The following is a 24003-nucleotide window of genomic DNA, read 5'->3' as shown; positions in this document are numbered from 1 at the left end:
TTCACGCCGATCGGTTGACTTCGCCCGATCCGTCCGGTTTGTAGCCGACATGATGTGCGCCATTTCGCGCCAAACTGTCGGTACTCACCATGATGGACAAGACGTTCGATCCCGCCGCCGTCGAGGCGCGTATTTCCTCCCGCTGGGAGGAGGCGGAAGCTTTCAAGGCAGGCCGTGAGGATCGTAAGAGCGCATCCCCCTATACGATCGTCATCCCCCCGCCGAACGTGACGGGTTCGCTCCATATGGGGCATGCCCTGAACAATACGATCCAGGATATTCTGTGCCGGTTCGAGCGGATGCGCGGGCGTGACGTGCTCTGGCAGCCCGGCATGGACCATGCCGGCATCGCGACCCAAATGGTCGTGGAGCGGCAGCTGATGGAGCGTCAGATCCATCGACGGGACCTTGGCCGCGACGAGTTCGTCAAGCGTGTTTGGGAATGGAAGGACGAGTCCGGCGGGCGGATCAAGGACCAGCTCAAGCGCCTTGGAGCATCCTGCGACTGGTCGCGGGAACGCTTCACCATGGACGAGGGCTTGTCGCGGGCGGTCCTGAAGGTTTTCGTCGATCTCTACAAGCAGGGCCTGATCTATAAGGACAAGCGCCTCGTCAACTGGGATCCGAAGTTCCAGACCGCGATCTCGGATCTCGAGGTCCAGCAGGTCGAGGTCAAAGGCAGTCTCTGGCATATCCGCTATGCGATCGAAGGGCAGCCCGACCGTTTCATCACGGTTGCGACGACGCGGCCCGAGACCATGCTCGGAGACGTGGCGGTTGCCGTCCATCCGGACGACGAGCGCTACAAGGACCTGGTCGGTAAATTCGCAATCCTTCCTCTCGTGGGGCGTCGTATTCCCATCGTGGCGGACGAGTACTCCGATCCGGAGAAAGGCACCGGCGCTGTCAAGATTACACCGGCCCACGACTTCAACGACTTCGAGGTCGGGCGCCGTCACAAGCTGTCGCTGATCAATATCTTCGACACCGAGGCCCAGCTTACCCTCAAGGGCAATGACGAGTTCCTGGCGGACGTGCCGGCATCGGACGATCTCGATAACGTTTTAGCTCTCGATGGTCTGGACCGCGCCGAGGCACGCAAGCGGATCGTCTCGCTCCTCGAGGAGCGTGAAATTCTCGTTCAGGTCGAGCCCCATACCCATGTGGTTCCCCACGGCGATCGCTCGGGCGTGGTCATCGAGCCTTACCTGACGGATCAGTGGTATGTGAACGTGAAGCCCCTGGCTGACCGGGCTCTCGCGGCCGTTCGCAAGGGGAACACCAAGTTCGTCCCTGAAAACTGGGAAAAGACTTATTTCCAGTGGTTGGAGAATATCGAGCCCTGGTGCATCTCCCGTCAGCTCTGGTGGGGGCACCAGATTCCCGCCTGGTACGATGACGAGGGCAATATTTACGTCGCCCATACCGAGGACGATGCCAGGGCTGAAGCCAAGGCAAGGCACGGTCGGGATGTTGCGCTTCGCCGCGACGAAGATGTTCTCGACACCTGGTTCTCGTCGGCGCTCTGGCCTTTCTCGACCCTCGGTTGGCCGGATGACACGCCGGAGCTCAAGCGCTACTACCCGACAAATACCCTTGTGACGGGCTTCGACATCATCTTCTTCTGGGTCGCCCGCATGATGATGATGGGCCTCCATTTCATGGAGGAAGTGCCCTTCGACACGGTTTACATTCACGCCCTCGTCCGGGACGAGAAGGGCGCGAAGATGTCGAAGTCGAAAGGCAACGTCATCGATCCGCTCGAGGCCATTGACCAGTATGGCGCCGACGCTCTGCGCATGACATTGGCCGCGATGGCGGCTCAGGGGCGTGACATCAAGCTCAGTCTGCAGAGGGTCGAAGGCTATCGCAATTTCGCAACCAAGATCTGGAACGCGGCGCGCTTTGCCGAAATGAACGAGTGCCGGCGGGTCGCGGGTTTCGATCCCCGATCCGTGAAGGAGACGCTCAACAAGTGGGCGCTCAGCGAGTGCGCGAAAGCCATCAATGAAGTGGCTGCGGGTATCGAGGCTTACAAGTTCAACGAGGCGGCTCTCGCCGCCTACCGGTTCGTCTGGAACGTTTTCTGCGACTGGACGCTGGAACTCGCAAAGCCCGTTCTCCAGGGACCGGACTCCGCCGCCAAGGATGAAACGCGGGCGACGATTGCGTTCATCTTCGACGAGATCTGCAAGCTTCTGCACCCCTTCATGCCGTTCATGACGGAAGAGTTGTGGGACGTGAAAGGTCAGGAAGGGCCCCGGCGCGAGACGATCCTGGCGCTTGCTCCATGGTCGAAGCTCGATCACCTCATCGATCCGCAGGCCGAGGCGGAGATCGGGTGGGTGGTCGATCTCGTCACGGAGATCCGCTCCGCCCGGTCGGAGACCAACGTGCCGGCAGGGGCTCAGATCCCTCTCGCTCTGGTCGCCTCATCCGCGGACGTGCAAAGCCGCGCAGGCCGCTGGGGCGACATCATTCGGCGTCTGGCGCGTATCTCGGACATCAGCTTCGTGAACAGCGCTCCAAAGAGCTCGATTCAGCTTTTGATCCGCGGCGAAGTCGCGGCTCTGCCGCTCGAGGGTGTGATCGACCTGGCCGCCGAGCGCGCCCGCCTTGCCAAGGAAATCCAGAAAGCGGATGCGGACATCGGAAAGATCGATGCCAAGCTTGGAAACGCCGATTTCATCAAGCGGGCCCCGGAAGAGGTCATCGATGAGCAGCGCGAACGGCGTGACGATGCTGCTGCCCGGAAGGCCAAAATGGAAGAAGCCCTGAAGCGGCTTCAGGAAGCATAAGAAAAAGGGCCGCTTCTCAGCGGCCCTTTTCATTTGCGGGAGCCAGCCGCTCCAGCTTGAGAATCGGAAAGGGCTTGCCGGAATCGTCGAGGTCCGACCGTCCGATCTGTCGGAAGCCCAGCTTTCCATAGAAAGAGCAGGCACCCTCGTTCTGCTCGTTCACGTCAACGAGCAATCCTGCTTCCAACGACGCCGCGTGATCGACCAGGGCGCGACCAATTCCCTGTCCGTGGTTGGACGGATGCACAAACAAGGCATCGATCTTGGGGCCTGTCATGCCCATGAAGCCCGTGGGATGGCCCTCTGAATCGACTGCAACCCAGAACGACTGAGAGGGCAGGTAACTGTCCCGGACCTGCTCCGCATAAAATGCAATATCGCTCTCGGTGAGGAAGGAGTGAGTTGCCGAAACGGCTTCCTTCCAGATTACGAAAAGGGCAGGGAGGTCCTGCGGCGTCGAGGGGCGAATGAGGATCATGACAGACGAGAATCGGTTGTTGGGGCGGCGACCATATCGTCTCCACCGTGACCGGTCAGCCTCATCCCATGACGAAATCCACTAAGAGTTTCACGTTCAGCACAACGATGACCGCTGCAATGATCACAGCCAATCCGGTCAACCAACGCGGTGCGACGAGCACGCCCATCTTGGTTCGCGACGCCGTGAGCGTTACGAGCGGGATGACTGCAAAGGGAAGCTGGAGGCTGAGAACGACCTGACTCAGGATCAGGAGCCGCGCTGTGCCGCTTTCCCCGTAGGCGATTGTCACGGCCGCTGCCGGGATGATGGCGAGGCCGCGCGTCACGAGCCGCCGGATCCACGGAGGAAGGCGGAAGTTGATGAAGCCTTCCATGACGATCTGTCCCGCCATCGTGGCCGTGACGGTGGAGTTCAGGCCACAACAGAGCAGGGCGATCCCGAAGAGAGTCGGGGCGATGGCGGCGCCGAGCAACGGCTCCAGCAGGGTGTGAGCTTCTCCGATCTCGGCGATCTCAGTCCGGCCCGTCTTGTGAAAGGCGGCAGCCGCGAGAACCAGAAGCGAAGCGTTGATGGTGAGCGCAAACATCAGCGCGATGGTGGAATCGAGGGTCGCATAGCGCAGCGCCTCGCGCTTCTCAGGCAATGTCTCACCATAAGCACGGGTCTGAACGATGCCGGAGTGAAGATAAAGGTTATGCGGCATCACCGTGGCGCCCAGAATTCCGAGGGCGAGATAGAGCATGTCCGGGTTGGTCACGATCTCGGTCGTCGGCGCAAAGCCGCGCAAGACGCCGCCCCATTCCGGATCCGCGAGGGCGATCTGAACGCCGAAGCACAAGGCGATCACCCCGAGCAGGGCGATGACGAAGGCCTCTACCCAACGGAAGCCCAGGTTCTGGAGGTAAAGAATGAGGAAAACGTCGAGGGCAGTGACGACGACGCCGATCTCGAGCGGCAATCCGAAAAGCAAATTAAGGCCGATCGCCGTGCCGATCACTTCCGCAAGGTCGGTCGCGCAGATGGCGAACTCGGCCAGAAGCCAGAGAAACCAGGAAACCGGCTTCGGATAGGCATCTCGGCAGGCCTGCGCCAGATCACGGCCGGTGGCTACGGCGAGACGGGCGCAGAGCGCCTGAAGCAGGATCGCCATGACGTTGGAGATGAGCGCAACGGACAGAAGGGCATAGCCATAGCGGGAGCCGCCGGCGAGGGAGGTCGCCCAGTTCCCCGGATCCATATAGCCGACGGCCACCAGATAGCCCGGGCCCAGGAACGCGAAAGCGCGACGCCATTTCGAACCGGGCCTCACCGCGATCGACCGGCTGACCTCCGGCAGGGAAGGTGCGTGACGGGCGTGGCGCCAGCCGGCCTCGGGAGCAAGGGAAGTGGGGCGCGACGCGTCCATCGTGATCTTTCTGCAGTTGCAAGCTATTTGCAACAAGAAGGTAGCGGGAGCTGGGAGCGGCGGCAAGAGGGCACTCAGTGCTTTTTTGGAATAAAGCCGGAAATCGCAGAATGGATAAGACGGCGCTGCCGGCTAGGGCTGTTCAAAGCGGAAGCGCGCTGAAGGATTTTTGGCCAGGAAATCATCGGCAGCCTTGCGCTTGAGGCCAAGGCTCGTGAGCGCCAGACTTACCGAAATATGATCCTCCCGATTTCGGAGAGCGCAATATCCGCAGCCGGAACTCCATGATCTCGTTTCCCCGACCAGCTTGATGGCCTCCCGAGGCAGGCCTGCCTCCGGGAAGACAGCCGGGTTGATATTGTCCCCATCATTGACCAAGTCCGCCCGTATCACGACCGGATTGGGGCAATCCCCGGAGGCTTTGACCGGAATAGCGACGGCACGACCAGGGACTGCGGTCGCGGGACGCAACCAGTTGGGTCCGGCGCTTCTGTCGTTCAGGGCGTGACAAGACCGGCGGGTTTTGCTCTAGGTGTCAGTCAACCGGGCTCTATGTCCCGGACCAGGGAGGGCCCATGCTGGAGAGCGTCCTGATCGCCAATCGCGGCGAGATTGCATGTCGGATCATCCGCACCGCCGAACGCCTCGGCCTGCGGACCATCGCAGTGTACTCCGAGGCCGATGCCGACGCATTGTTCGTCAAAATGGCGGACGAGGCGTACCTGATCGGTCCGGCATCCGCGCGCGAGAGTTATTTGCGCATCGATCGCATCATCGAAGTTGCCAAACAGTCTCGAGCCGCCTCCATTCACCCGGGATATGGATTCCTGTCCGAACGGGCGGAGTTCGCCGAAGCCTGCGCTCAGAACGGAATCGCGTTCATCGGGCCGCCTGCCTCGGCGATCAGCGCCATGGGCTTGAAGGACGCCGCGAAGGCGCTCGTTCAGAAAGCCGGCGTACCGGTAGTGCCGGGCTACCATGGCACACGTCAGGAGGTCGATTTCCTCCGGGGGGCCGCTGACGAGGTCGGCTATCCGGTTCTCATCAAGGCCGTCGCAGGGGGCGGTGGCAAGGGCATGAAGCGGGTGGAGACACCGGCGGATTTCGACGCGGCTCTGGAAAGCGCTCAGCGCGAGGCGCAGAATGCCTTCGGCGACCCACGCGTTCTCATCGAGAAGTACATTCTCTCGCCACGGCACATCGAAATCCAGATCTTCGCCGACGGCCATGGCAACGTGGTGCATCTTTTCGAGCGCGATTGCTCTCTTCAGCGCCGCCACCAGAAGGTCATCGAGGAAGCGCCTGCACCCGGCATGACCCCCGAGATGCGTGCGATCATGGGAAAAGCCGCGGTCGAGGCCGCGCGCGCCGTCGGCTATGTCGGAGCCGGGACGGTCGAGTTCATCGCCGACGGACGCGAGGGGCTGCACCCCGATCGCTTCTACTTCATGGAGATGAATACGCGCCTTCAGGTGGAACACCCGGTCACGGAGGCGATCACCGGTCTTGATCTCGTGGAGCTTCAATTCAGAGTCGCGTCCGGCGAAAGGCTTCCGTTTGCGCAGGATGATCTCGTCATCAAAGGGCACGCCGTCGAGGCGCGCCTCTATGCCGAGGATCCGGAGAAGGAGTTTCTGCCGTCGACCGGGAAGCTCTGGGCATTGGACTTTCCCGAGAGCGAGAACATCCGTATCGACACGGGCGTGCAGACCGGAGACGAGGTCACACCCTTCTATGATCCGATGATCGCGAAGGTCATCGCCCATGCGCCGACGCGTGAGGAAGCGCTCGCCGCTCTCGCGCACGCCCTCGGCGAAACGCTCGTCGCGGGTCCGAAGACCAACGTGACTTTCCTCAAGAAGCTGTGCGAGGCGGACGGATTCAAGGCAGGGAGATTCGATACCGGCTTCATCGACCGCAATCTGAACATGCTTGGAGCCGTTCCGCAGGAAACGGACCCAGAGGCCGTTCGCCTCGGCGCGCTCCGGCTCGTCGAAGCCTTTATCGATACCGAAAACTATCGCTCGCTGATGCGGCATGACTCTTCGTCCTCACCGTGGGAGCACCACGATGCTTTCCAATTGAGCGGTGCGCGGCGGCAAGGACTTCCCGTCGAAGTGGACGGGGAAAGAACCGACGTCATCCTGGAGTGGAGCAGGTCGGGTCAAGACCAGGGTAATGTCGATCTTGCGGCGTTCTGGGGCTCAGGCGTGTCCCGGGCGCTCGACCACGATATGTCCGCCGACATGGAGAACTTCGTTCTCACCGACGACGGCGTCATCGTCCTCCGCAATGGCCGGCAAACCCGCGTATCGCTTTACGATCCCTTCAACGTGGATCTGGAGCATCTGAACGCAGGAAACTCCGTCAAAGCGCCGATGCACGGGAAGCTGGTGGCGGTCTTCGTCACGCCCGGCGAACGCGTCGAGAAGGGCCAGCGCCTCGCGATCGTGGAGGCGATGAAGATGGAGCATGCTCTTCTCGCGCCCATGGACGGGGAGGTCGCGGAAATTGCTGCGGAACCGGGCGCGCAGGTTGCCGAAGGCGCGCGGCTGATCGTTCTGAAAACGGAAGAATAGGGATGCGGCGCCGCGCCTGCTTCTCAGGCTGCCTCATCCGTGATTGGTTGATGTTATGCCCCTTCATCTGATCAAACTTTGCGTCGGCTGCGACTCGATTACCGATCTTGAGGAATGGATCGAGGAAAACCGGGCGCATCACCGGCGTCTCGGGCGCGACTATGAACAGACACATACCACCCGTATGGTCCCCAAACGCATGGAGGAGCTTCTGGACGGCGGCTCGCTGTACTGGGTGATCCGTGGTCAGATCGCATGCCGGCAATCGCTCCTGGATATCAGGCCGTTCACCGATGCGGACGGGATCGGCCGCTGTCGCCTGGTGCTGCAATCGACGGTTTTGCCGGTCGAGCCCAGGCCTTATCGCCCCTTTCAGGGGTGGCGATACCTGCCCCCTAAAGATGCGCCTCGGGATATTGACGGGAAGGCCGGCGATCTCGCTAAGATGCCTGAAGACATGCGCCGCGAGTTGGCTGAGCTGGGGCTGCTGTGATGACAGGTTTGGGACGATATTCGCTTCTGCTGGGAACCGCCGTTCTGGTCCTCGCCTCGACGGACGCCGCCATGGCGAAAGAATGCCGCATGCCGAAGGCGCCTCCAGGCGTGGCTCTTCAAGTCCCGCCCGAGTGCCAGTCCCAAGATCTTCGCGACGCAAAGAATCGGGCTCCCCAGGAAGGCCTCCGCAGGGAAAACGGCTTCATCGACCTCGGTGGCGGGACGCAGGTGCGAATCGGTGGCAGCGTCCGCGCGGAGACCGGTTTCCGGTATTAGTCTTTCGATCCATTTCCGCTCATGGAACCGCAGTGCCGCGATTCGCATTGGCTTTGCAGTTCAGTTGAGTGGAGGTTGCGATGCTTCTGACTGCATCCGAAGGCCGGCACTGGCGTTATGAAGTCTGTGAACATGCGGACGGTTATCTCGTTCAGATGCGAGATCTCGAAACCGGTGACCTGGACGAAGAATTCTCCACCATCTTTCGAACGCTTCCTGTTGCGTTCGCCTATGCGGAAATGTCCGCGGCTTATGAGCGCTATGCCGCATCAGAACTCGATGTCGTCGAAGACGAGCAGATCGAGATCGACGTAGAAGCGACCGAGCGCCATTTCATCGATCTCAGCGATCGTCTCCATGACGGGGGCATCAATGGGGTTGCGGTGCAGGCCTGGGAGCGTGAAAAGCAGCGCGGCACAGTCCGGGTTCTCCATTGACGAGGCACCGATCGTCCGCTGAAAATGCGGATCATGCCCAGAAATAAGCTTGCTTCTTTTTGGTTGAGGCCTCGCGCGCGACAGCCGAAGGTTCTCGTCGGCAGACATGAGAACCTTCTCCTTGTGCATGAATCCTTCAAGCCTCGATGGCCGCTGCGATCGCGTGGCTTCGGGATGAGGTCGCCTATAGCGATGGGCTGAAGTGACCCCCTTGGAGGCGAGGGCGCTGTTGTGACGCACCTCCCTACGCGGCGCCGACGCGTTGCCGCTCGGCCATGACTTATGTGAGCGTTCCCTTCTCTCATGTTTACAATTTGCCCATCTCCGCCCACATCAGGAGCGGGAACAAAAAACATGATGCTGTTTTACGGGATCGCCGTTGCCGCCCTTCTGTGGTGGTTCATGAAAATACTCGTCCGCACGGATGCGGCGGCGGTCGCCAAGGGGCTCAAGGTCATTGGCGGACTTCTCGCCCTCGGCGCGGCAGGGTTGCTTGCGCTGCGCGGGCGATTCGACATGGCCGTTCTCGTCGGAGGCTTTGGCGCATGGGCGCTCGGATGGAGCGGCATCCGGCTGCCGTGGCGGCAGCGCATGGGGACCCAGGGCCGCTTCTCCCGATTTCGCTCCGCCATGATCGAGATGGAAATCGACCATGGCACCGGAGCGCTGGGGGGCCTCGTCCTTGCCGGCTCCCAGGCAGGGCGCAACTTGGGGGATCTCGATCAGGCCGAGCTTCGCAGGGTCTACGAGGAATGCCGATCTTTCGATCCGGAAGGCGTGGCCCTTTTAGAGGCTTATCTTAACCGCCGGTTTGCCGGTTGGCGTGAAGACGCACAGCGCGATGGCGACACGCGGACGCGCACTCATGCGCAAACGGGCGCGATGTCGAAAGAGGAAGCCTATCAGGTCCTGGGGCTTCAGCCGGGCGCGAGCGTCGATGAGATCCGACATGCGTATCGGACGCTCATGAAGAAACTCCATCCCGACCAGGGGGGGACGGCGCATTTGGCGGCCCGTGTGAACGAGGCCCGAGAGGTCTTGTTGAGCCGACATCGCTGATACTCCACGCGCGATCCGGTATCGGGAACACGACGGCGGTACATGCCGTCGTGAGGGCAATTCAAGCAGACAGAGTTTTAAAGGGAGCTTAAGAGCTGCGAGCCGCGAAGCAGGCGAAGCCGCTCTTCTTCAGGACCTTGCAGGCCTTCTCGGCGGCGTCGGACTCATCGAAGCCGGAGAAGCGGGCGCGGTAAAGCGTCGAGCCCTTCTGCGTGACCTTTTCGGTGAACGGTGAAGCCTTGGCCAGCAGGCGGCCGGATTTGCTGCGCGCAGCGTCCAGCATGGCCTTTGCCTTGTCCTCGTCATCCGTCGCGCCGAGCTGGATGATCCAGCCTGTAACGGCGGGACGGGCCGCCGGCTTCGGCTCCGAAGCTTCCGGCTTCACGGAAGCTGTCTTTACGGGAGCCTGTGCCGGGATCGCGGACGTGGTCGTGCGGTTGTCGATCTTCGCCAGCAGGGCGGCCTTTTCCTTGTCGGACGGGCCAGCATTGTCGAGCGATGCATAGGCCTGCGTGTTCTGCGGCAGCGGCTGCGGGCCCTTCTGCCAGCGAACCGCGGGTCCGGTGGACGAGGGGGTCGTGGTGCTGCTGGCGCCGGTTGCGGAGGCGACGACCGGCCGCAGGCTGTTCAGATCAAGCGGCTTGCGGGCGGGCGGGGGAGGGGCTGCAGGCTCAGGCGCGGCCGCCTCGATCTTGATGCTCGGCGTCGGCGAAGCGTCCGCAACGACGACCGGCTGGGCCACGGGCGGCGGCGACTGGTCGGCGACTGCGCTGTTCTCGGTTATGGGCGGGGCTACCCGGGCACCTGCATAGGCGCGGGGCAGCTGCTCTTCGATCAGGGATGCCATCTGCTGGTCACGGAGCGATGCCGACCGGCCGCCGAGCACGACGGCCACGATGCTCCGGGACGGCGTATTGACCGAGGTCAGGAGGTTGAAGCCCGACAGGCGAGTGTATCCGGTCTTGATGCCGTCCACACCCTCGACCTTCCCGAGAAGGCGGTTGTGGCCGCGGATGGTCCGCGAGCCGTATTTGAAGGATGTGGTCTGAAAGTAGGAAAAGTACTTCGGGAAACGGTCCTGGATCGCGCGCCCAAGGATCGACAGGTCGCGGGCCGTTGTGATGTTCGGCGGGGAATGGGGCAGGCCGTGGGGATTGTAGAAGGTCGAGGAGTTCATGCCGAGCTCTCTCGCCTTACGGGTCATCTGGCGGGCGAAAGCCTCTTCCGACCCGCCGAGGTTTTCAGCCACGACCACGGATACGTCGTTGGCGGAAAGGGTCACCATCGCCATGATGGCGTCTTCGACCTCGATGGTGGAGCCGGCCCGAACACCGAGCTTGGTCGGCGCCTGTGCGGCGGCGTTCGCCGACACCTCGAGAGGCGTGTCCAGGCGGACCTTGCCACGCTCGAGCTGCTCGAACAGCAGATAAAGGGTCATGACCTTGGTGATCGAGGCCGGAATCCGAGGGGCATCGACATTCTCGCCATCGAGGACCCTGCCGGTCTTCGTATCGACCACGATCGAGGCGTAGGGCGGGCTATAACCGCCGCCCCGCGACTTGCGGCGAGCGGCCTCGGCAGGAGAACTCAGAGCGACAGCGACCGATGCGGCGACACCGACGACTGCAACCCATTTCCGACAACCGACCCAAACGCGAACCGAATTCATCCTGTAACCGTCCCTGTCTACACTGGTCTCAGGCTCCGTACCGGCCGCTCCTTTTGGAGATCGTTGCCGGTACAACACACTTCTCAACGGTAAGAGGTTGCGGTTACGGGGGGGTTAACAGGACCAGATTCGACTCAAAACATATTGTGCATTGCACAATTTTGTTGACAATTTTTTGTGCAGTGCATATATCTATATTTGTCGCATCTGGCGAAGCTTTTCGCCAGCGAAAAGTTAATAGCTGAGGTTTAAGATGATCCAGCCTTTCGACCAGTTGCAGAAGTTCAGCCAAGACCATTTTGACGCCACCGTGAAGGTGATGGGCACCCTGTCCCGCGGCGCGCAGACGCTGGCGGCTGACTCCGCCGAGTTCGCCAAGAATAGCTTCCAGCACGGATCCTCCGCGCTGGAGCAGCTTATGGGTGCGCGCACCCTGGACAAGGCCGTCGAGATCCAGACGGATTTCGTCCGCAAGTCTTATGACGGGTTCGTCAGCCACACGGCCAAGGTCGGGGAATTCTATTCCGCCCTCGCGACCGAAGCTTTCAAGCCCTACGAAGGTCTGGTGCCCAAGTCGGTTTAATTCCGCAGCGACAACCGCTTCAAATTGCTCAGATGCCCGGCTCAAAGCCGGGCATTTTGCATTTAGGGCTTGCCGGAGTGCCCAAAATGCCGGTCAGGCCGCTCCATCACGGGTCTGTGACCCCGTGTCGGCCAACATGTCGCTCTTTCGCAGACGGCTGCGACGACCCATCTGGTTGATCTAGCGAACCGAACGGAGCGACTATACATTTGGAGATGCGTCGCGGCCGAAAGATAATGAAGGGCTGCGGGGTCATAGCCAGATGAAAAGGGTCGGTCGAACAATCATGCTGCGGATACTACAGGGCGCCTCGGTTCGGTCGAAGGCATTTCCCGTGTCCGGTGCCGGTTCCCAGTCTCCCGGTGGGGATGACGGACGGACGGGGACGGCAATTGTCACGAAAGCCAAGCCCCGCACGAAACGACCCAACCTGTACCGCGTTCTCCTTCTGAACGACGACTACACTCCGATGGAGTTCGTGGTTCATGTGCTGGAGCGCTTCTTCAACAAGAACCGCGAAGATGCGACCCGGATCATGTTGCATGTGCATCAGAACGGCGTGGGAGAGTGTGGAGTTTTTACCTACGAAGTGGCGGAGACAAAGGTGACGCAGGTGATGGACTTCGCCCGCAAGCACCAGCATCCGCTGCAATGTGTGATGGAAAAGAATTAATCGAGATCACATCTCATTAAAGGATAAGCCGTTGCCGAGCTTTTCTCGCAGTTTAGAACAAGCCCTCCACAGAGCCCTCGCCCTCGCGGGCGAGCGCCGCCATGAGTACGCGACCCTGGAGCACCTGTTGCTCGCCCTGATCGACGATCAGGACGCGGCGGCGGTGATGCGCGCGTGCAACGTCGATGTTGAGCTCCTTCGCCGCAACCTTGTGGAGTACGTCGACACGGAGCTGGCAAACCTCGTCGCCGACGGGCGGCAGGACTCGAAACCTACAGCCGGTTTCCAGCGCGTGATTCAGCGCGCTGTCATCCACGTTCAGTCTTCCGGCCGCGACGAGGTGACGGGCGCCAACGTGCTCGTTGCGATCTTCGCCGAGCGGGAAAGCCACGCGGCGTACTTCCTGCAAGAGCAGGACATGACCCGGTACGATGCGGTCAACTACATCAGCCACGGGATCGCCAAGCGTCCAGGCCTCACCGAGGGGCGGACGCCGCGTGGGACCGAGGAGGAGTCGAGCGAACGCCCGACTTCGGATGAATCCGAAACCCGCGCCAAGAAAAAGGGAGACGCGCTCGAAGCTTACTGCGTCAACCTGAACAAGAAGGCGAAGGACGGAAAGATCGATCCGCTGATCGGACGCGAGGCCGAGGTGCAGAGGACCATCCAGGTCCTGTGCCGTCGCCAGAAGAACAATCCGCTTCTGGTGGGCGATCCGGGTGTCGGCAAGACCGCCATTGCGGAAGGTCTTGCGCGCAAGATCGTCCGGGGCGAGGTGCCCGAGGTTTTGAAGGACGCAACGGTCTTCGCTCTCGACATGGGCACGCTTCTGGCTGGAACGCGCTATCGCGGCGATTTCGAAGAGCGCCTGAAGCAGGTCATGAAGGAGATTGAGGCGCATCCGAACGCGATCATGTTCATCGACGAGATCCATACGGTGATCGGCGCCGGCGCCACGTCCGGCGGCGCGATGGATGCCTCGAACCTTCTGAAGCCGGCTCTGGCGCAGGGAACGCTGCGCTGCATCGGCTCGACGACCTACAAGGAATACCGCCAGTATTTCGAAAAGGACCGGGCGCTGGTCCGCCGCTTCCAGAAGATCGACGTGAACGAGCCGACGGTTCCGGACGCGATCGAGATCGTGAAGGGCTTGAAGCCATACTTCGAGGAGTTCCACAAGCTCCGCTACACCAACGAGGCCGTGAAGGCCGCGGTGGAACTGTCCGCCCGCTACATCAACGACCGGAAGCTCCCGGACAAGGCGATCGACGTGATCGACGAGACCGGGGCGTCTCAGATGCTGCTGCCGGAAAACCGCCGGAAGAAGACGATCGGCATCAAGGAGATCGAGGCCACCATCGCCACCATGGCGCGGATCCCGCCAAAGACCGTGTCCAAGGACGATGCGGAGGTTTTGGCCAATCTCCAGGAGACTCTGCGCCGTGTCGTCTACGGGCAGGACAAGGCCATCGATTCCCTGACATCGGCCATCAAGCTGGCCCGCGCGGGCCTGCGCGATCCGGAGAAGCCGATCGGCGCCTACCTGTTCGCTGGCCCGACCGGTGTGGGTAAAACCGAGGTCGCGAAGCAGCTCGCTTCGTCCCTGGGCGTCGAGCTGCTGCGCTTCGACATGTCCGAGTACATGGAGCGTCACACGGTCAGCCGTCTGATTGGCGCGCCTCCCGGCTATGTGGGCTTCGACCAGGGCGGTCTTCTGACCGACGGGATCGATCAGCATCCCCATTGCGTCCTGCTCCTCGACGAAATCGAGAAGGCGCATCCGGATCTGTTCAACATCCTGCTCCAGGTCATGGACCACGGGAAACTGACGGACCACAACGGCAAGCAGGTCGATTTCCGCAACGTGATCATCATCATGACCACGAATGCGGGCGCCGCCGACATGGCTCGCCCGGCCTACGGCTTCACCCGTACCAAGCGGGAGGGAGACGATACGGAAGCCGTGAACAAGCTATTCGCGCCGGAATTCCGCAACCGGCTCGATGCCATCATTTCCTTCGGGCACCTGCCCAAGGAAGTGGTTCAGAAGGTGGTCGACAAGTTCGTTCTGCAGCTCGAAGCCCAGCTTGCGGACCGCAACGTCACCATTGAGCTGACGGATGAGGCCCGCGACTGGCTGACCGAGCATGGCTATGACGAAGCCATGGGCGCCCGGCCGATGGCACGGCTGATCCAGATGACCATCAAGACGCCTCTCGCCGACGACGTTCTCTTCGGACGTCTGAAGGACGGCGGCGCCGTGCGGGTGGTCGTGAAGTCGGACGAAATCGGCCTTCAGACCCTCGGTTTCGAGTATCTCGAGGGGCCGGTGAAGCCGAAGCCGGAGAAGGACGTCGTCAAGCGCAAGCCGCGGGCGAAGTCCGCCTCGGGCGCCAAGGCGAAAAAAGCCGTGAAGCCGAAAGGATCCGATGGTAATGGTGGCGGAGGCATCCGCACCGTACCCAAGGTTCCGCTGGTTAAGGCATGACGACCGAGCTTCACGAAGGGCCTCTCGAGGCTGCTCCGACGATCACGAAGGCGAAGCCGACCTGGCGCGAACAGCGCCGGGCTCGGCGGCGCCGTCGGGTCTGGTTCGAGGAGGTCCTTGCCTGGATCCTCGTGCCCCTGATCGTTTTCGGCTGCTATTGGGCCTTCGAACTCGTGATGAATGCACTCGGGACCTCGACCTCGGCCATGATCGACGGCGTGCGGACGATCATGCACGCCCTTTAAGTCCCCTCCGTTCGCGACGGCGGTAAGGGAGTGCGGGCCTCGGGGAGTAAGGCCCCTATAGGTCCTGGCTTATCTCATTGATAGATGGAGCACCGGGCGCGCCCGTTCTGCTTGGCGACGTAAAGGGCTTGATCCGCGCGAGCGACGAGACGATCGGCGTCATCGTCCGTCCCCGGGTTGAGGCAGGCGATCCCGATACTGACGCTGACACGACCGTCGATCCCTTCCGGATGCGCCATGGCCGCCTCTGCGAGGATACCTTGCAGCTCATGGGCGATGGTCTCGGCACCGGCCGCATCCGTATCCCCGAGAATAAGGGCGAACTCCTCGCCACCGTAGCGCGCGGCGACATCATCCGGACGGCGCGCCATTTGCCCAAGCAGGCCTCCGAAGCGTCGCAGAACCTCGTCCCCAGCCGGGTGGCCCAGGGTATCGTTGAGCCGTTTGAAGAAATCCAGATCCAGCAGCAGCAGGGCAAGGGGCTTCTCGGTACGACGGGCGCGCCGAACCGCACGATCGAGCGCCGTATCGAAACCACGCCGGTTCGCGAGCTTGGTCAGGGCATCGGTATCGACCAGACGTGCGAGGTCGGCGTTGCGGCGCCACAGCTCGAGTTCGTCCATCGCAATGGCGCTCAAATCCTCCAGCGGCGTCAGATCGAAATCGGAAGTGTCCTGAGCCTCGCGTTTGAGGACGCAGAGCGAAGCGACCGCCGCTCCCTCGTCCGTCAGGAGCGGGACACCGGCATAAAAACGAAAGGGAAGGTGAGGCACGATCGGGTGTCCGGCCAGACGGGAATCCGTCTTCATGTCGCCGATCACCAAGGGCTCGCCGGATGCGATGACCAGCTGACAGACGCTCTTGTCCCGCTCGATCCAAGGTGCCACCTTGTCCGCACTCATGGACTTCATCCACTGATACTTGTCATCGATGAAGCCGATGAAGGCGACATCAGCCCGGTAGAACAGCGCGGCAAGGCGCGTCAGCCGGTCGAAGCGCGCATCCTTCGGCGTATCCATGATGCCGCAAGAGTAAAGAAAATCGAGCCGCTCAGCCTCGTTCTCGGGTAGCGGGGGCACCACAAACACGTCGTCGCACTCTCTTTTTGTCTGATCCGGTGTGCCGGTCGAGGGGCGCTCGCCGTCCTGTCCACGGCGTTCTATGCCACGACGGGATAAAATTTCAATCTCTCCACCGTCCGGGACCTCGTTTCTCGACCCACTCGCGTGTCGAGCCTTCGGCAGGCCGGAGGAGATCAGGAATGGTCTTCGTCGCGGTGCCGAAACGGCGTTGCCGTCGATAATTCCGCCGCCACATCGGAGACGTAAGACCGTTCCTGGTCGAGATAATCCTTCACTGCCCCGCGCAAGGACGGGTCGGCGATATCATGAGCGGACGAGGTGATGACCGGCCGATAACCGCGCGCCAACTTGTGCTCGCCCTGTGCACCGGCTTCCACCCGGTCGAGCCCCCGGGCGATGGCGAAATCGATCGCCTGATAATAACAAACTTCGAAATGCAGGAACGGATGATCCTCGATGCATCCCCAATTGCGACCGTAGAGCCGACGGTCTCCGATCAGGTTGATGGCACCTGCGATGTATCGACCGTTGCGTTTGGCCATGACCAGCAGGATGCGCTCGGCCATCCTTTCTCCCAACAGGGAGAAGAAGGTTCTGTTCAGGTAGGGACGGCCCCATTTGCGTGAGCCGGTGTCCATATAGAATGCGAAGAACGCGTCCCAATGGGCTTCCGTAATGTCGGCGCCGGTGACCCATTCGATGGTGATGCCGTTTGCGACGGCATCCCGCCGTTCGCGCCGAATGGCTTTGCGCTTGCGGGATGCGAGAGCGCCAATGAAATCCTCGAAGCTCCCGTAGGTCTCGTTGAACCAGTGAAACTGCTGGTCGTCCCGCCTCAGGAAATTATGGGCTGTCAGCGCCGTCAGATCCGCCTGCTGCAGAAAGGTCGCGTGGATCGATGAGGCGCCCGTCTGATCGCGCAGGGCCCGCAGACCGGCGATCAGGTGCGCGCGGACGGTGCCGTGCTCGTCGTTCGCGGCGAGGAGGCGCGGACCGTTCACGGGGGTGAAGGGAACGGAGACCTGAAGCTTGGGATAATAGTGTCCGCCGGCTCGGGTATAGGCATCGGCCCAGGCGTGATCGAACACGTATTCGCCCATGGAATGGGACTTGAGGTAGCAGGGGGCCGCCCCTTGAAGAGCCCCGGCTTCGTCCTCCACGAGCACATGCAGGGGAGCCCATCCGGTTTTCGCGCCGACGCACCCCGAATCCTCGAGGGCCGAGAGAAAGGCATGACTCACAAAGGGATTGTGGGGATCTTCGTCGCCTGCGGCATTGCTGCCGCCGAAGGCGCATGCATCCCACGCGGCGGCCGGAACCGCCTTCAGTCCTTGCGCAACTTTGACTTGGAATGCCACGGCAGGGGGATCTCGCTGATGGACCCTAAAGTTAGGTCCATGGCGAGATCCTTGCAATCGGTCCGCAAGCGCGCAGGCTCAGGGCATGAAGCCTTCGAACACCATCTGGTCCGCGTGTTTCTCGGCACGGGCGCGATCCTCGGGATTGCGCACGGTCCAGGTCATCACTGGAAGACGCCCGAGGAGGCGGCACAGATAGGGTGGGGCGGATGGGAGATCCTTCACGTGCCACGACAGGAAATGCGGCTGCGACTCGCCGAGATGCAGGAGATTGGCGAGGTAGTGCTTCTTCTCCGGTGTCAGGAAATCATCCGTCTTCGACGCGTAATGCAGCTCGGCGATGATGCCGCGAGACACATCGGGCGCCAGGGTCTTGAGCGCCGCGACGATGTCCGGATCGAACGACTTGATCACGAAGGGACCGGTATAGTCCTTCAGGATCTCGCAGACGCGCTTGGTGAGGCGCAGGTCGCCGTTGAACTTGCTCTTGATCTCGATCACGAGGGGAGTACGGCCCGCGATGAGCGACAGGAAGTCCTTGAGGGATGGAATCTTGTCGCCCTTGACCGATCCGGCGATGTCGATCCGGGTCAGGTCATCGAGCCTGCGGTCGATCACCAGTCCCTGCTCGCCGGTCAGGCGTCCGAGATCGAAGTCGTGGAAGACGATCGCCTCGCCGTCGGCCGTGAGCTGAACGTCGCACTCGATGGGAAAGCCGTGCGTGATAGCGGCTTCCGCAGCGCCAATCGTGTTCTCGATGATGCCGTTGGCCTTGTTGTGGAGGCCGCGATGGGCGATGGGCTTCGCGACGAGCCAGCTGGGCGTGCTCATTGGACTTCGAACATCCCTTCAACCTCGACGCAGGCATCGAGGGGCAGTTCAGCCACGCCGACCGTCGAGCGGGCATGGCGCCCCTTGTCCCCGAGAGCTTCCACCATCAGGTCCGATGCGCCGTTCATGACGGGAGCAAGGCCCGCGAAGGTCGGGACCGCGTTGATGAAACCGCCGAGACGCACGCAGCGCACCACCCGGTCGAGGTCGCCGACCGCCGCCTTGAGCTGCGCCAGGAGATTGATGGCACAAAGGCGCGCCGCCTGCTGGCCGACCTCCGGGGTGATTTCGGCGCCGAGCTTGCCCTTGTGGGCGTCGGCGAGCTTGCCGTCCATTCCGAGGCAGAGCTGGCCGGAGATGACGATCAGGTTGCCGGTCCGGACGAACGGCACGTAGTTTGCCACCGGGGCGGCCGGGGTCGGCAGGGTGATGCCCATGCCGTCGAGTTTCTTTTCAACTGCGCTCATAAATGCCTCGGATTGGGATGATCCGGACGTGTTGTGGCGGATGAGCCAGAGAGACGCAAGCTGGAACATTGCCGTGCCGACAGGACCCTTCTATCTTGGTTGCGAGAATCCTAGGAGGATCCATGCGTTTGCTGTTGACGGTATCGAGTCTATCCCTCGTCCTGCTGTCCCCAGCGATGGCGGAGGTCGCAAAGCCCGCAGTCCCGCTCATTGCCCACCGGGCCGTCTATGATCTTTCTCTTGTCCGCTCCGAGGGAGCACGGGGGATCGACAGCGCGCGGGGCCGCATCGCCATGGATTTCGGCGGAGATGCCTGTGAGGGCTACACGCTGAATTATCGGCAGGTGACGGTCCTGAGCGGCGGCGAGACCGGCTCCCGCACCCTGGACACCCAGACCGCGACCTTCGAGGCCGGCGACGGTCTGTCCATGCGTTTCAAGACGGTTTCCTCGGTCGGCGGACGCGGCGGCGACGGGGTCGATGGCGACGCGAAGCTCAAGCCCGATGGCTCCTTGAACGTCAACCTCAAGCAGCCCAAGCGAGCGAGCTTCTCCGCCGGCGGAAGCGCGGTCTTCCCCACGGAGCACCTCAAGCGGCTTATCGAGGCGGCCCGGAACGGCACCACCACCGTGACCACCAAGGTCTATGACGGCTCCGACGACGGGAAGAAGGTCTATGACACTCTCGCGGTGATCGGCCACCGGATCGAGCCTGGCGGCGGCGCCAATCTGGAGGAAGCGGTCCGGCAGGACGTGCTGGCCGGGGTGCCGCGCTGGCCGGTAACGGTGAGTTATTTCCCGGAGGGTTCGGGGGATCAGACGCCGGCCTATCGGGTCTCGTTCGAGCTCTATGAGAACGGGATCAGCCGCGCCTTGAAGCTCGATTACGGAGACTTCACCCTCAGGGGCGATCTTCAGAACCTGCAGCTCCAGCCGGTCCAGAAACAGAATACCTGTCAGCGCTGAGGCTTGCGCAGGGCGAGGCCTTTCTGAACGGCAGCCGCGCCGAACTTCTCCCGGATCCGGTCGATGGCCGATTCCATATGGGCCTGCTTCACGACGCTCTGGTCGGCGAGATCGCCCTTGTCGGCCTCCGCGGCGTCGCAAAGGTCCGCCGCCCCGATCCCGATGAGGCGATAGGCGGTGCCGTCGCAGGCCGCCTTCAGCAGCTGGCGCGCAGGCTCGAAAAGCCGCTGTGCAAGCTGGGTCGGCGGGAGCCCCGAGCGGGTGCGGGTCAGCAGCCTGAATTCCGTGTCTTTGAGCTTGAGCGTGACACTGCGGCCGGCAAGGTCCGCCGCCTTGAGCCGCCGTGACACCTTCTCCGAAAGGCGCCAGAGGGCGGGCTCGAGGTCCTCGAACGATTTCAGGTCCGTGTCGAATGTCGTCTCCGCCGAAATGCTCTTGGTTTCCCGCTCCGGTTTGACCATCCTGTCGTCCTGCCCCCAAGCCATCCGTGACAGGCGCTGAGCGTCACGGCCGAGTGCTTCGAAAAGGGTTTTCAACGGAACAGTCCGCAGTTGCGCGATGGTGGTGATCCCCGCCCGGGCCAGCCGGTTTTGAGCGGAGGCGCCGATCCCGGGAATGATCGAGACAGGCTTGTCGGCAAGAAAATCCGCGGCTTCCTGGCGGCCGATGATGGAATAGCCCCGGGGCTTGGCGAGGTCGGACGCGATCTTCGCCAGGAACTTGTTGTACGACAGGCCGACCGAAATGGTGATGCCGATCTCGTTCTCGACCCGTTTGGCGAACCGCGCCAGGGTGAGGGCGGGGCTGCCGTGATGAAGGCGCTCCGTGCCCGACAGATCGAGAAAGGCTTCGTCGATGGAAACCGGCTCCACCAGAGGCGTGAGCTCGAACATCATGTCCCGCACCGCCCGGCCGGCGACACGATACTTGTCGATATTGGGCTTGATGACGACCGCGTGCGGGCAGGCCTGAAGGGCTTTGAACATCGGCATCGCCGAGCGCACCCCGTAGGTGCGGGCCACATAGCACGCCGTCGAGACCACGCCGCGCTTTCCGCCGCCGATGATCACCGGCTTGTCCGCGAGGCTCGGATCGTCCCGCTTTTCCACCGCCGCGAAGAAGGCATCGCAGTCCACATGCGCGAAGGTCAGCAGATCCCGCTCGGGATGCTGGAGCAGGCGAGGGGACCCGCATGCGGAGCAGCGCCCGACCGTGCGAGCGGCGAGCGTGAGACAATCGCGGCAGAGCGGCGCGGTCACCCGGGGCTCCTAGTCGAACTCGGAAGGGGAAAGCGTATGATGGGCCTCCATGATGCGCTCCGGCTTCGTGTCCAGCTCCTGCGCCAGGGCGATCAGAAGACGCTCGTCGGCCGCGACATAATCCAGAATGCCGGCGAGAAATCCGGGCATTGCGGCAGCCGAGCGAATCGTCTGGGCCTGGAGGCCCGAAATGGCCAGGAAGCGGCCGAGCCGCTCTTCGTCCCCGGCGATGCGGGAAAAGGCCTCAAGCGCCAAGCGCTCGGCTTCCTCTACGGAAATTTTCTTCACAGGTGTTTTCATGCCCGGGATTTGCATTTCATCAATAGGTTTCAATCTAGGATCATCATCGGATGAAGTGGCGGGCCGGGGAAGCCGGTTTGCAGCCTGGGAAAGCGGTAATGAAGAAGACCGTGCTCATTGTTGAGGATAACGAACTCAACATGAAGCTATTCAACGATCTCCTCGAGGCGCATGGCTACGCCACCCTCAAGACGGGCCATGGCATTGAAGCCATGGAGCTGGCAAGGGCCCATAAGCCGGATCTTATCCTGATGGATATCCAGCTGCCGGAGGTGTCCGGCCTCGAGGTCACCCGGTGGCTGAAGGCGGACGAGGAGCTGAGGTCGATTCCGGTCATCGCGATCACGGCCTTTGCCATGAAGGGCGACGAGGAGCGGATTCGGGAAGGCGGCTGCGAGGCCTATCTCTCCAAGCCGATCTCGGTGGCCAAGTTTCTGGCGACCGTGAAGACTTATCTGGATGCCGACGGGCCGCAGGGCTGAAATGCAGGCTATGCAGGGCGCCCCTTCGCTCAGCCCATAACGGCGCAGGTTCTTTAAAACGATTCTTGTTTTCCACAGAACTCGTGATAGCCTCCCGCCAAATCCCGCATTTGGGCGACTTTACAGGCTTGCGTCGCCTAATGTTTCCTATATGTTCATGCCTATATTCTCCACATTCATGTGGAGCAGGCATGCCCTACGGATGCTCAGGTCCGCCGCATCTCCTGGGACTTCGTGGGCTCGGCCAGCTGGGGGCGGAATGTTGCCTCCTCAACACCGTCACCAGCTGGCCACCTCAACTCGCTTTCGGCGATGTGCTTCCCTCAAGAATAGCAACGCAAATTCACGGCTCTGCGTAGACGGTCGGATCTTCGACCTCAGGCCGTCGCTGTCTTGATTCAGGCTCGGTTCCTGAACACGGCGGGCCGAAGCTTGCGTGAAGCTTGCGCGATCTCCTTCGGCTGCGTTGAGCGTTAAGGAATTGTTTACTAGTTTCTCGGGGCGAATCTTAATCGAGGCCTCGATGGCGTCACCATCCTTTTCCACCACCGCTCTTCCGCCTCTGATGTCCGGAGGAGCCGATATCCGTATCGACATCGCCTCTCCTGAAGAGATCGGGGCTGCGGTCGTCGAGGTGCGCCACACCGCAAGCCCGATCATCGGCGCTCAGATCGGGGTCGACATGGTGCTGCAGGACGCCAGAAGCCGTATCGCCGCCATCGCCGGGCTCTCGCCGCAGGAAATCTATGTCAGCGCGCGGGCCTGGCATTCCTTCTGACGGACGGTTCACTCGTGCCGGATGCTTCCGCCCTCAAAGCCCGCTGAACAGCTTCCGTGCGGGTCGGGGCGGACTGCTCTACGAAACATTTACGATTCCGAGTCATGCTCCGCGCATAGTGTTGAGTAAGTGACGGAGAATCTTCCATGACCGGCCCCATGAACTCCCAGGATACGATCACGGAAGAGCGCCTCACGAAGGCGCTTGAGGTTCTCTCCTCCGTGGTCGCCGAGCACGGCGAGAAGCATTTGCCGCTCTTGCAGATGATCGAAGGCCAGCTGGCGCAGCTTCATGCCCGCAAGGCATCTCGCGACCATGCTCAGGCCATCCCCGACATCATGGAGAAGGTGGCCTAGAGCGCATTGTCCGCTTGACGCCCGTCGAAGCCGCCATCTCTCAGGTCATTCCTGCGGACTGAAGCTCGTTCTGGTTACCCAGGGAGGAATGTTGCTCTCCTTGGGAAACAGGCGCAGTTTAATCGACAGCTGTTTCTGCAGCAGCAGCGGGTCAGCCTGGGAGAGGCACGGATGAACTGCCATCCCGGGCTCCTCTTTTTCCAGGCCCGGTCGTCGACGGCATTCGTTTCTGGATCGCGGGCGAGCCCGCAGCATCATCGGCAAACGGCTTCGACGTTCTCAACCGCCTGAATCTTCTCTCGCATGATCGTGGGACCGTGTTCAAAGGCCACCGTGTCCCGCGTTTTCGGGCCGACCACTCCCGTCATCCGCATATGTTCGGAACGGCTTGCCGTTCTGACATCCATATCGAACTGACACCTGCGAACGGCATCGGTCGGATTGGTGCAAAGGATCTTCAATCCATGGGTGGACAGCTCTTTTTTGCAGCTGACCGGCTCCTCTGCGGATGCGGGCGTTCCAAGAACCACGAGAGAGACGGCAACGATAACGGGACGCACGGATTTCCTGCCTCTGGTTGGGAATGCGAGCCTTATCGCAGCCTGCGTTCTCCGCTTCAAGCCAAGCTTTCGATTTCCGGGCCACCGAGAAGCCGTAGGGCGGCGTCACATTCGGGCGCACAAAAAAACCGCCCCGATGAGGAGGCGGTTTTGATCTAAGCTGCTGAGAAGCAGGAAAGTTTACTTGATCTTGGTTTCCTTGAACTCGACGTGCTTCTTCGCGACCGGGTCGTACTTCTTCATTGCGAGCTTGTCGGTCATCGTGCGCGAGTTCTTCTTCGTCACGTAGAAATAGCCCGTGTCGGCGGTGGAGACGAGCTTCACTTTGATGGTTGCAGCCTTGGCCATGGTCAAACCTCTTGAAATCCGGTGCTTCG

26 protein-coding genes are annotated in these 24003 nt (G+C 61.7%); 14 read left to right on the top strand and 12 right to left on the bottom strand.

The genetic code is table 11. The features are described 5' to 3' along the window. Positions 1–89: 89 nt before the first annotated feature. Positions 90–2798 carry a valine--tRNA ligase gene (locus LJD17_RS10800; RefSeq protein ID WP_227384163.1) on the top strand — a complete coding sequence of 903 codons (2709 nt, stop codon included), beginning with the start codon at positions 90–92 and terminating at the stop codon, positions 2796–2798. Between the two features lie 16 nt (positions 2799–2814). Here the strand turns inward: LJD17_RS10800 and LJD17_RS10795 are convergent, their stop codons facing one another. Together LJD17_RS10795 and LJD17_RS10790 are read right to left on the bottom strand one after the other, a co-directional pair. Beyond that, positions 2815–3276: an acetyltransferase gene (locus tag LJD17_RS10795; RefSeq protein WP_227384162.1), complete on the bottom strand. Its 462-nt coding sequence runs from the start codon at positions 3274–3276 to the stop codon at positions 2815–2817. 61 nt (positions 3277–3337) lie between these two features. After that, the gene (locus LJD17_RS10790) at positions 3338–4684 is read right to left on the bottom strand and encodes an Nramp family divalent metal transporter (protein ID WP_227384161.1); all 1347 of its coding nucleotides are present in this window, start codon (positions 4682–4684) and stop codon (positions 3338–3340) included. Between the two features lie 575 nt (positions 4685–5259). Between LJD17_RS10790 and LJD17_RS10785 the strand changes: the two genes are divergently transcribed. From LJD17_RS10785 to LJD17_RS24235, 5 genes are all read left to right on the top strand, one after another. Continuing rightward, positions 5260–7263 carry an acetyl/propionyl/methylcrotonyl-CoA carboxylase subunit alpha gene (locus tag LJD17_RS10785; protein WP_227384160.1) on the top strand — a complete coding sequence of 668 codons (2004 nt, stop codon included), beginning with the start codon at positions 5260–5262 and terminating at the stop codon, positions 7261–7263. 55 nt (positions 7264–7318) lie between these two features. Then, entirely contained in the window at positions 7319–7756 is a 438-nt protein-coding gene (locus tag LJD17_RS10780; RefSeq protein WP_227384159.1) for a DUF1489 family protein, read from the top strand. Continuing rightward, positions 7756–8034, top strand: coding sequence for a hypothetical protein (locus LJD17_RS10775; protein ID WP_227384158.1), 279 nt, complete (start codon positions 7756–7758; stop codon positions 8032–8034). The genes LJD17_RS10780 and LJD17_RS10775 overlap by 1 nt, the downstream gene beginning before the upstream one ends. An 80-nt stretch (positions 8035–8114) precedes the next feature. Continuing rightward, positions 8115–8471, top strand: a complete 357-nt coding sequence (locus LJD17_RS10770) for a hypothetical protein (RefSeq protein ID WP_227384157.1) — start codon at positions 8115–8117, stop codon at positions 8469–8471. Between the two features lie 354 nt (positions 8472–8825). After that, a complete protein-coding gene (locus LJD17_RS24235) occupies positions 8826–9530 on the top strand; it encodes a J domain-containing protein (protein WP_319799691.1) in 705 nt (234 codons plus the stop codon). Between the two features lie 88 nt (positions 9531–9618). Here LJD17_RS24235 and LJD17_RS10760 read toward each other — a convergent pair whose 3' ends face one another. Next, entirely contained in the window at positions 9619–11199 is a 1581-nt protein-coding gene (locus LJD17_RS10760) for an SPOR domain-containing protein (protein ID WP_227384156.1), read from the bottom strand. A gap of 253 nt (positions 11200–11452) precedes the next feature. Here LJD17_RS10760 and LJD17_RS10755 point away from each other — a divergent pair, with 253 nt between their 5' ends. The 4 genes from LJD17_RS10755 (at position 11453) to LJD17_RS10740 (ending at position 15188) form a co-directional block, all read left to right on the top strand. Further along, complete coding sequence (locus tag LJD17_RS10755) at positions 11453–11782, top strand: phasin family protein (RefSeq protein WP_227384155.1); 330 nt, start codon at positions 11453–11455, stop codon at positions 11780–11782. Between the two features lie 286 nt (positions 11783–12068). After that, the gene (clpS, locus tag LJD17_RS10750; protein WP_227384154.1) at positions 12069–12455 is read left to right on the top strand and encodes an ATP-dependent Clp protease adapter ClpS; all 387 of its coding nucleotides are present in this window, start codon (positions 12069–12071) and stop codon (positions 12453–12455) included. A gap of 31 nt (positions 12456–12486) precedes the next feature. Further along, positions 12487–14943: an ATP-dependent Clp protease ATP-binding subunit ClpA gene (clpA, locus tag LJD17_RS10745; protein ID WP_227384153.1), complete on the top strand. Its 2457-nt coding sequence runs from the start codon at positions 12487–12489 to the stop codon at positions 14941–14943. Then, positions 14940–15188, top strand: coding sequence for a hypothetical protein (locus LJD17_RS10740; protein ID WP_227384152.1), 249 nt, complete (start codon positions 14940–14942; stop codon positions 15186–15188). The genes clpA and LJD17_RS10740 overlap by 4 nt, the downstream gene beginning before the upstream one ends. 74 nt (positions 15189–15262) lie before the next feature. Here the strand turns inward: LJD17_RS10740 and LJD17_RS10735 are convergent, their stop codons facing one another. The 4 genes from LJD17_RS10735 to LJD17_RS10720 form a co-directional block, all read right to left on the bottom strand. Further along, positions 15263–16276 carry a sensor domain-containing diguanylate cyclase gene (locus LJD17_RS10735; protein ID WP_227384151.1) on the bottom strand — a complete coding sequence of 338 codons (1014 nt, stop codon included), beginning with the start codon at positions 16274–16276 and terminating at the stop codon, positions 15263–15265. A gap of 167 nt (positions 16277–16443) precedes the next feature. Further along, entirely contained in the window at positions 16444–17628 is a 1185-nt protein-coding gene (locus LJD17_RS10730) for a GNAT family N-acetyltransferase (protein ID WP_227384150.1), read from the bottom strand. A 78-nt stretch (positions 17629–17706) separates the two neighbouring features. After that, the gene (locus tag LJD17_RS10725) at positions 17707–18459 is read right to left on the bottom strand and encodes a glycerophosphodiester phosphodiesterase family protein (protein ID WP_227384149.1); all 753 of its coding nucleotides are present in this window, start codon (positions 18457–18459) and stop codon (positions 17707–17709) included. Next, positions 18456–18926, bottom strand: a complete 471-nt coding sequence (locus LJD17_RS10720) for a RidA family protein (protein ID WP_227384148.1) — start codon at positions 18924–18926, stop codon at positions 18456–18458. Before LJD17_RS10720 ends, LJD17_RS10725 begins: the two co-directional genes overlap by 4 nt. 122 nt (positions 18927–19048) lie before the next feature. Here LJD17_RS10720 and LJD17_RS10715 point away from each other — a divergent pair, with 122 nt between their 5' ends. Continuing rightward, positions 19049–19891, top strand: a complete 843-nt coding sequence (locus LJD17_RS10715; RefSeq protein ID WP_227384147.1) for a cell envelope integrity EipB family protein — start codon at positions 19049–19051, stop codon at positions 19889–19891. On the opposite strand, the gene LJD17_RS10710 is transcribed toward LJD17_RS10715, so the two are convergent. After that, positions 19882–21150 carry a DNA polymerase IV gene (locus tag LJD17_RS10710; RefSeq protein WP_227384146.1) on the bottom strand — a complete coding sequence of 423 codons (1269 nt, stop codon included), beginning with the start codon at positions 21148–21150 and terminating at the stop codon, positions 19882–19884. The genes LJD17_RS10715 and LJD17_RS10710 overlap by 10 nt on opposite strands. A 9-nt stretch (positions 21151–21159) precedes the next feature. Further along, on the bottom strand, positions 21160–21438 hold the full coding sequence (locus LJD17_RS10705; RefSeq protein WP_227384145.1) for a DUF3572 domain-containing protein: 279 nt from the start codon (positions 21436–21438) through the stop codon (positions 21160–21162). 110 nt (positions 21439–21548) lie between these two features. Here LJD17_RS10705 and LJD17_RS10700 point away from each other — a divergent pair, with 110 nt between their 5' ends. From LJD17_RS10700 to LJD17_RS10690, 3 genes are all read left to right on the top strand, one after another. Further along, the gene (locus LJD17_RS10700) at positions 21549–21932 is read left to right on the top strand and encodes a response regulator (protein ID WP_227384144.1); all 384 of its coding nucleotides are present in this window, start codon (positions 21549–21551) and stop codon (positions 21930–21932) included. Positions 21933–22455: 523 nt separating this feature from the next. Next, positions 22456–22710 (top strand): hypothetical protein, encoded by a 255-nt coding sequence (locus LJD17_RS10695; protein WP_227384143.1) that lies wholly within the window; start codon positions 22456–22458, stop codon positions 22708–22710. Between the two features lie 146 nt (positions 22711–22856). Beyond that, a complete protein-coding gene (locus LJD17_RS10690) occupies positions 22857–23066 on the top strand; it encodes a hypothetical protein (RefSeq protein WP_227384142.1) in 210 nt (69 codons plus the stop codon). A 45-nt stretch (positions 23067–23111) separates the two neighbouring features. On the opposite strand, the gene LJD17_RS10685 is transcribed toward LJD17_RS10690, so the two are convergent. The 3 genes from LJD17_RS10685 to rpmG form a co-directional block, all read right to left on the bottom strand. Beyond that, positions 23112–23249 carry a hypothetical protein gene (locus LJD17_RS10685; RefSeq protein ID WP_227384141.1) on the bottom strand — a complete coding sequence of 46 codons (138 nt, stop codon included), beginning with the start codon at positions 23247–23249 and terminating at the stop codon, positions 23112–23114. Positions 23250–23320: 71 nt separating this feature from the next. Then, a complete protein-coding gene (locus tag LJD17_RS10680; protein ID WP_227384140.1) occupies positions 23321–23626 on the bottom strand; it encodes a hypothetical protein in 306 nt (101 codons plus the stop codon). A 180-nt stretch (positions 23627–23806) separates the two neighbouring features. After that, positions 23807–23974 carry a 50S ribosomal protein L33 gene (gene rpmG / locus LJD17_RS10675; RefSeq protein ID WP_227384139.1) on the bottom strand — a complete coding sequence of 56 codons (168 nt, stop codon included), beginning with the start codon at positions 23972–23974 and terminating at the stop codon, positions 23807–23809. Positions 23975–24003: the final 29 nt, after the last annotated feature.

The organism is Microvirga rosea (assembly GCF_020595095.1).
GTDB classification, from domain to species: domain Bacteria; phylum Pseudomonadota; class Alphaproteobacteria; order Rhizobiales; family Beijerinckiaceae; genus Microvirga; species Microvirga rosea.
The sequence above is the reverse complement of the archived record's forward strand: the minus strand, read 5'-3'. Positions and strand labels throughout refer to the sequence as shown.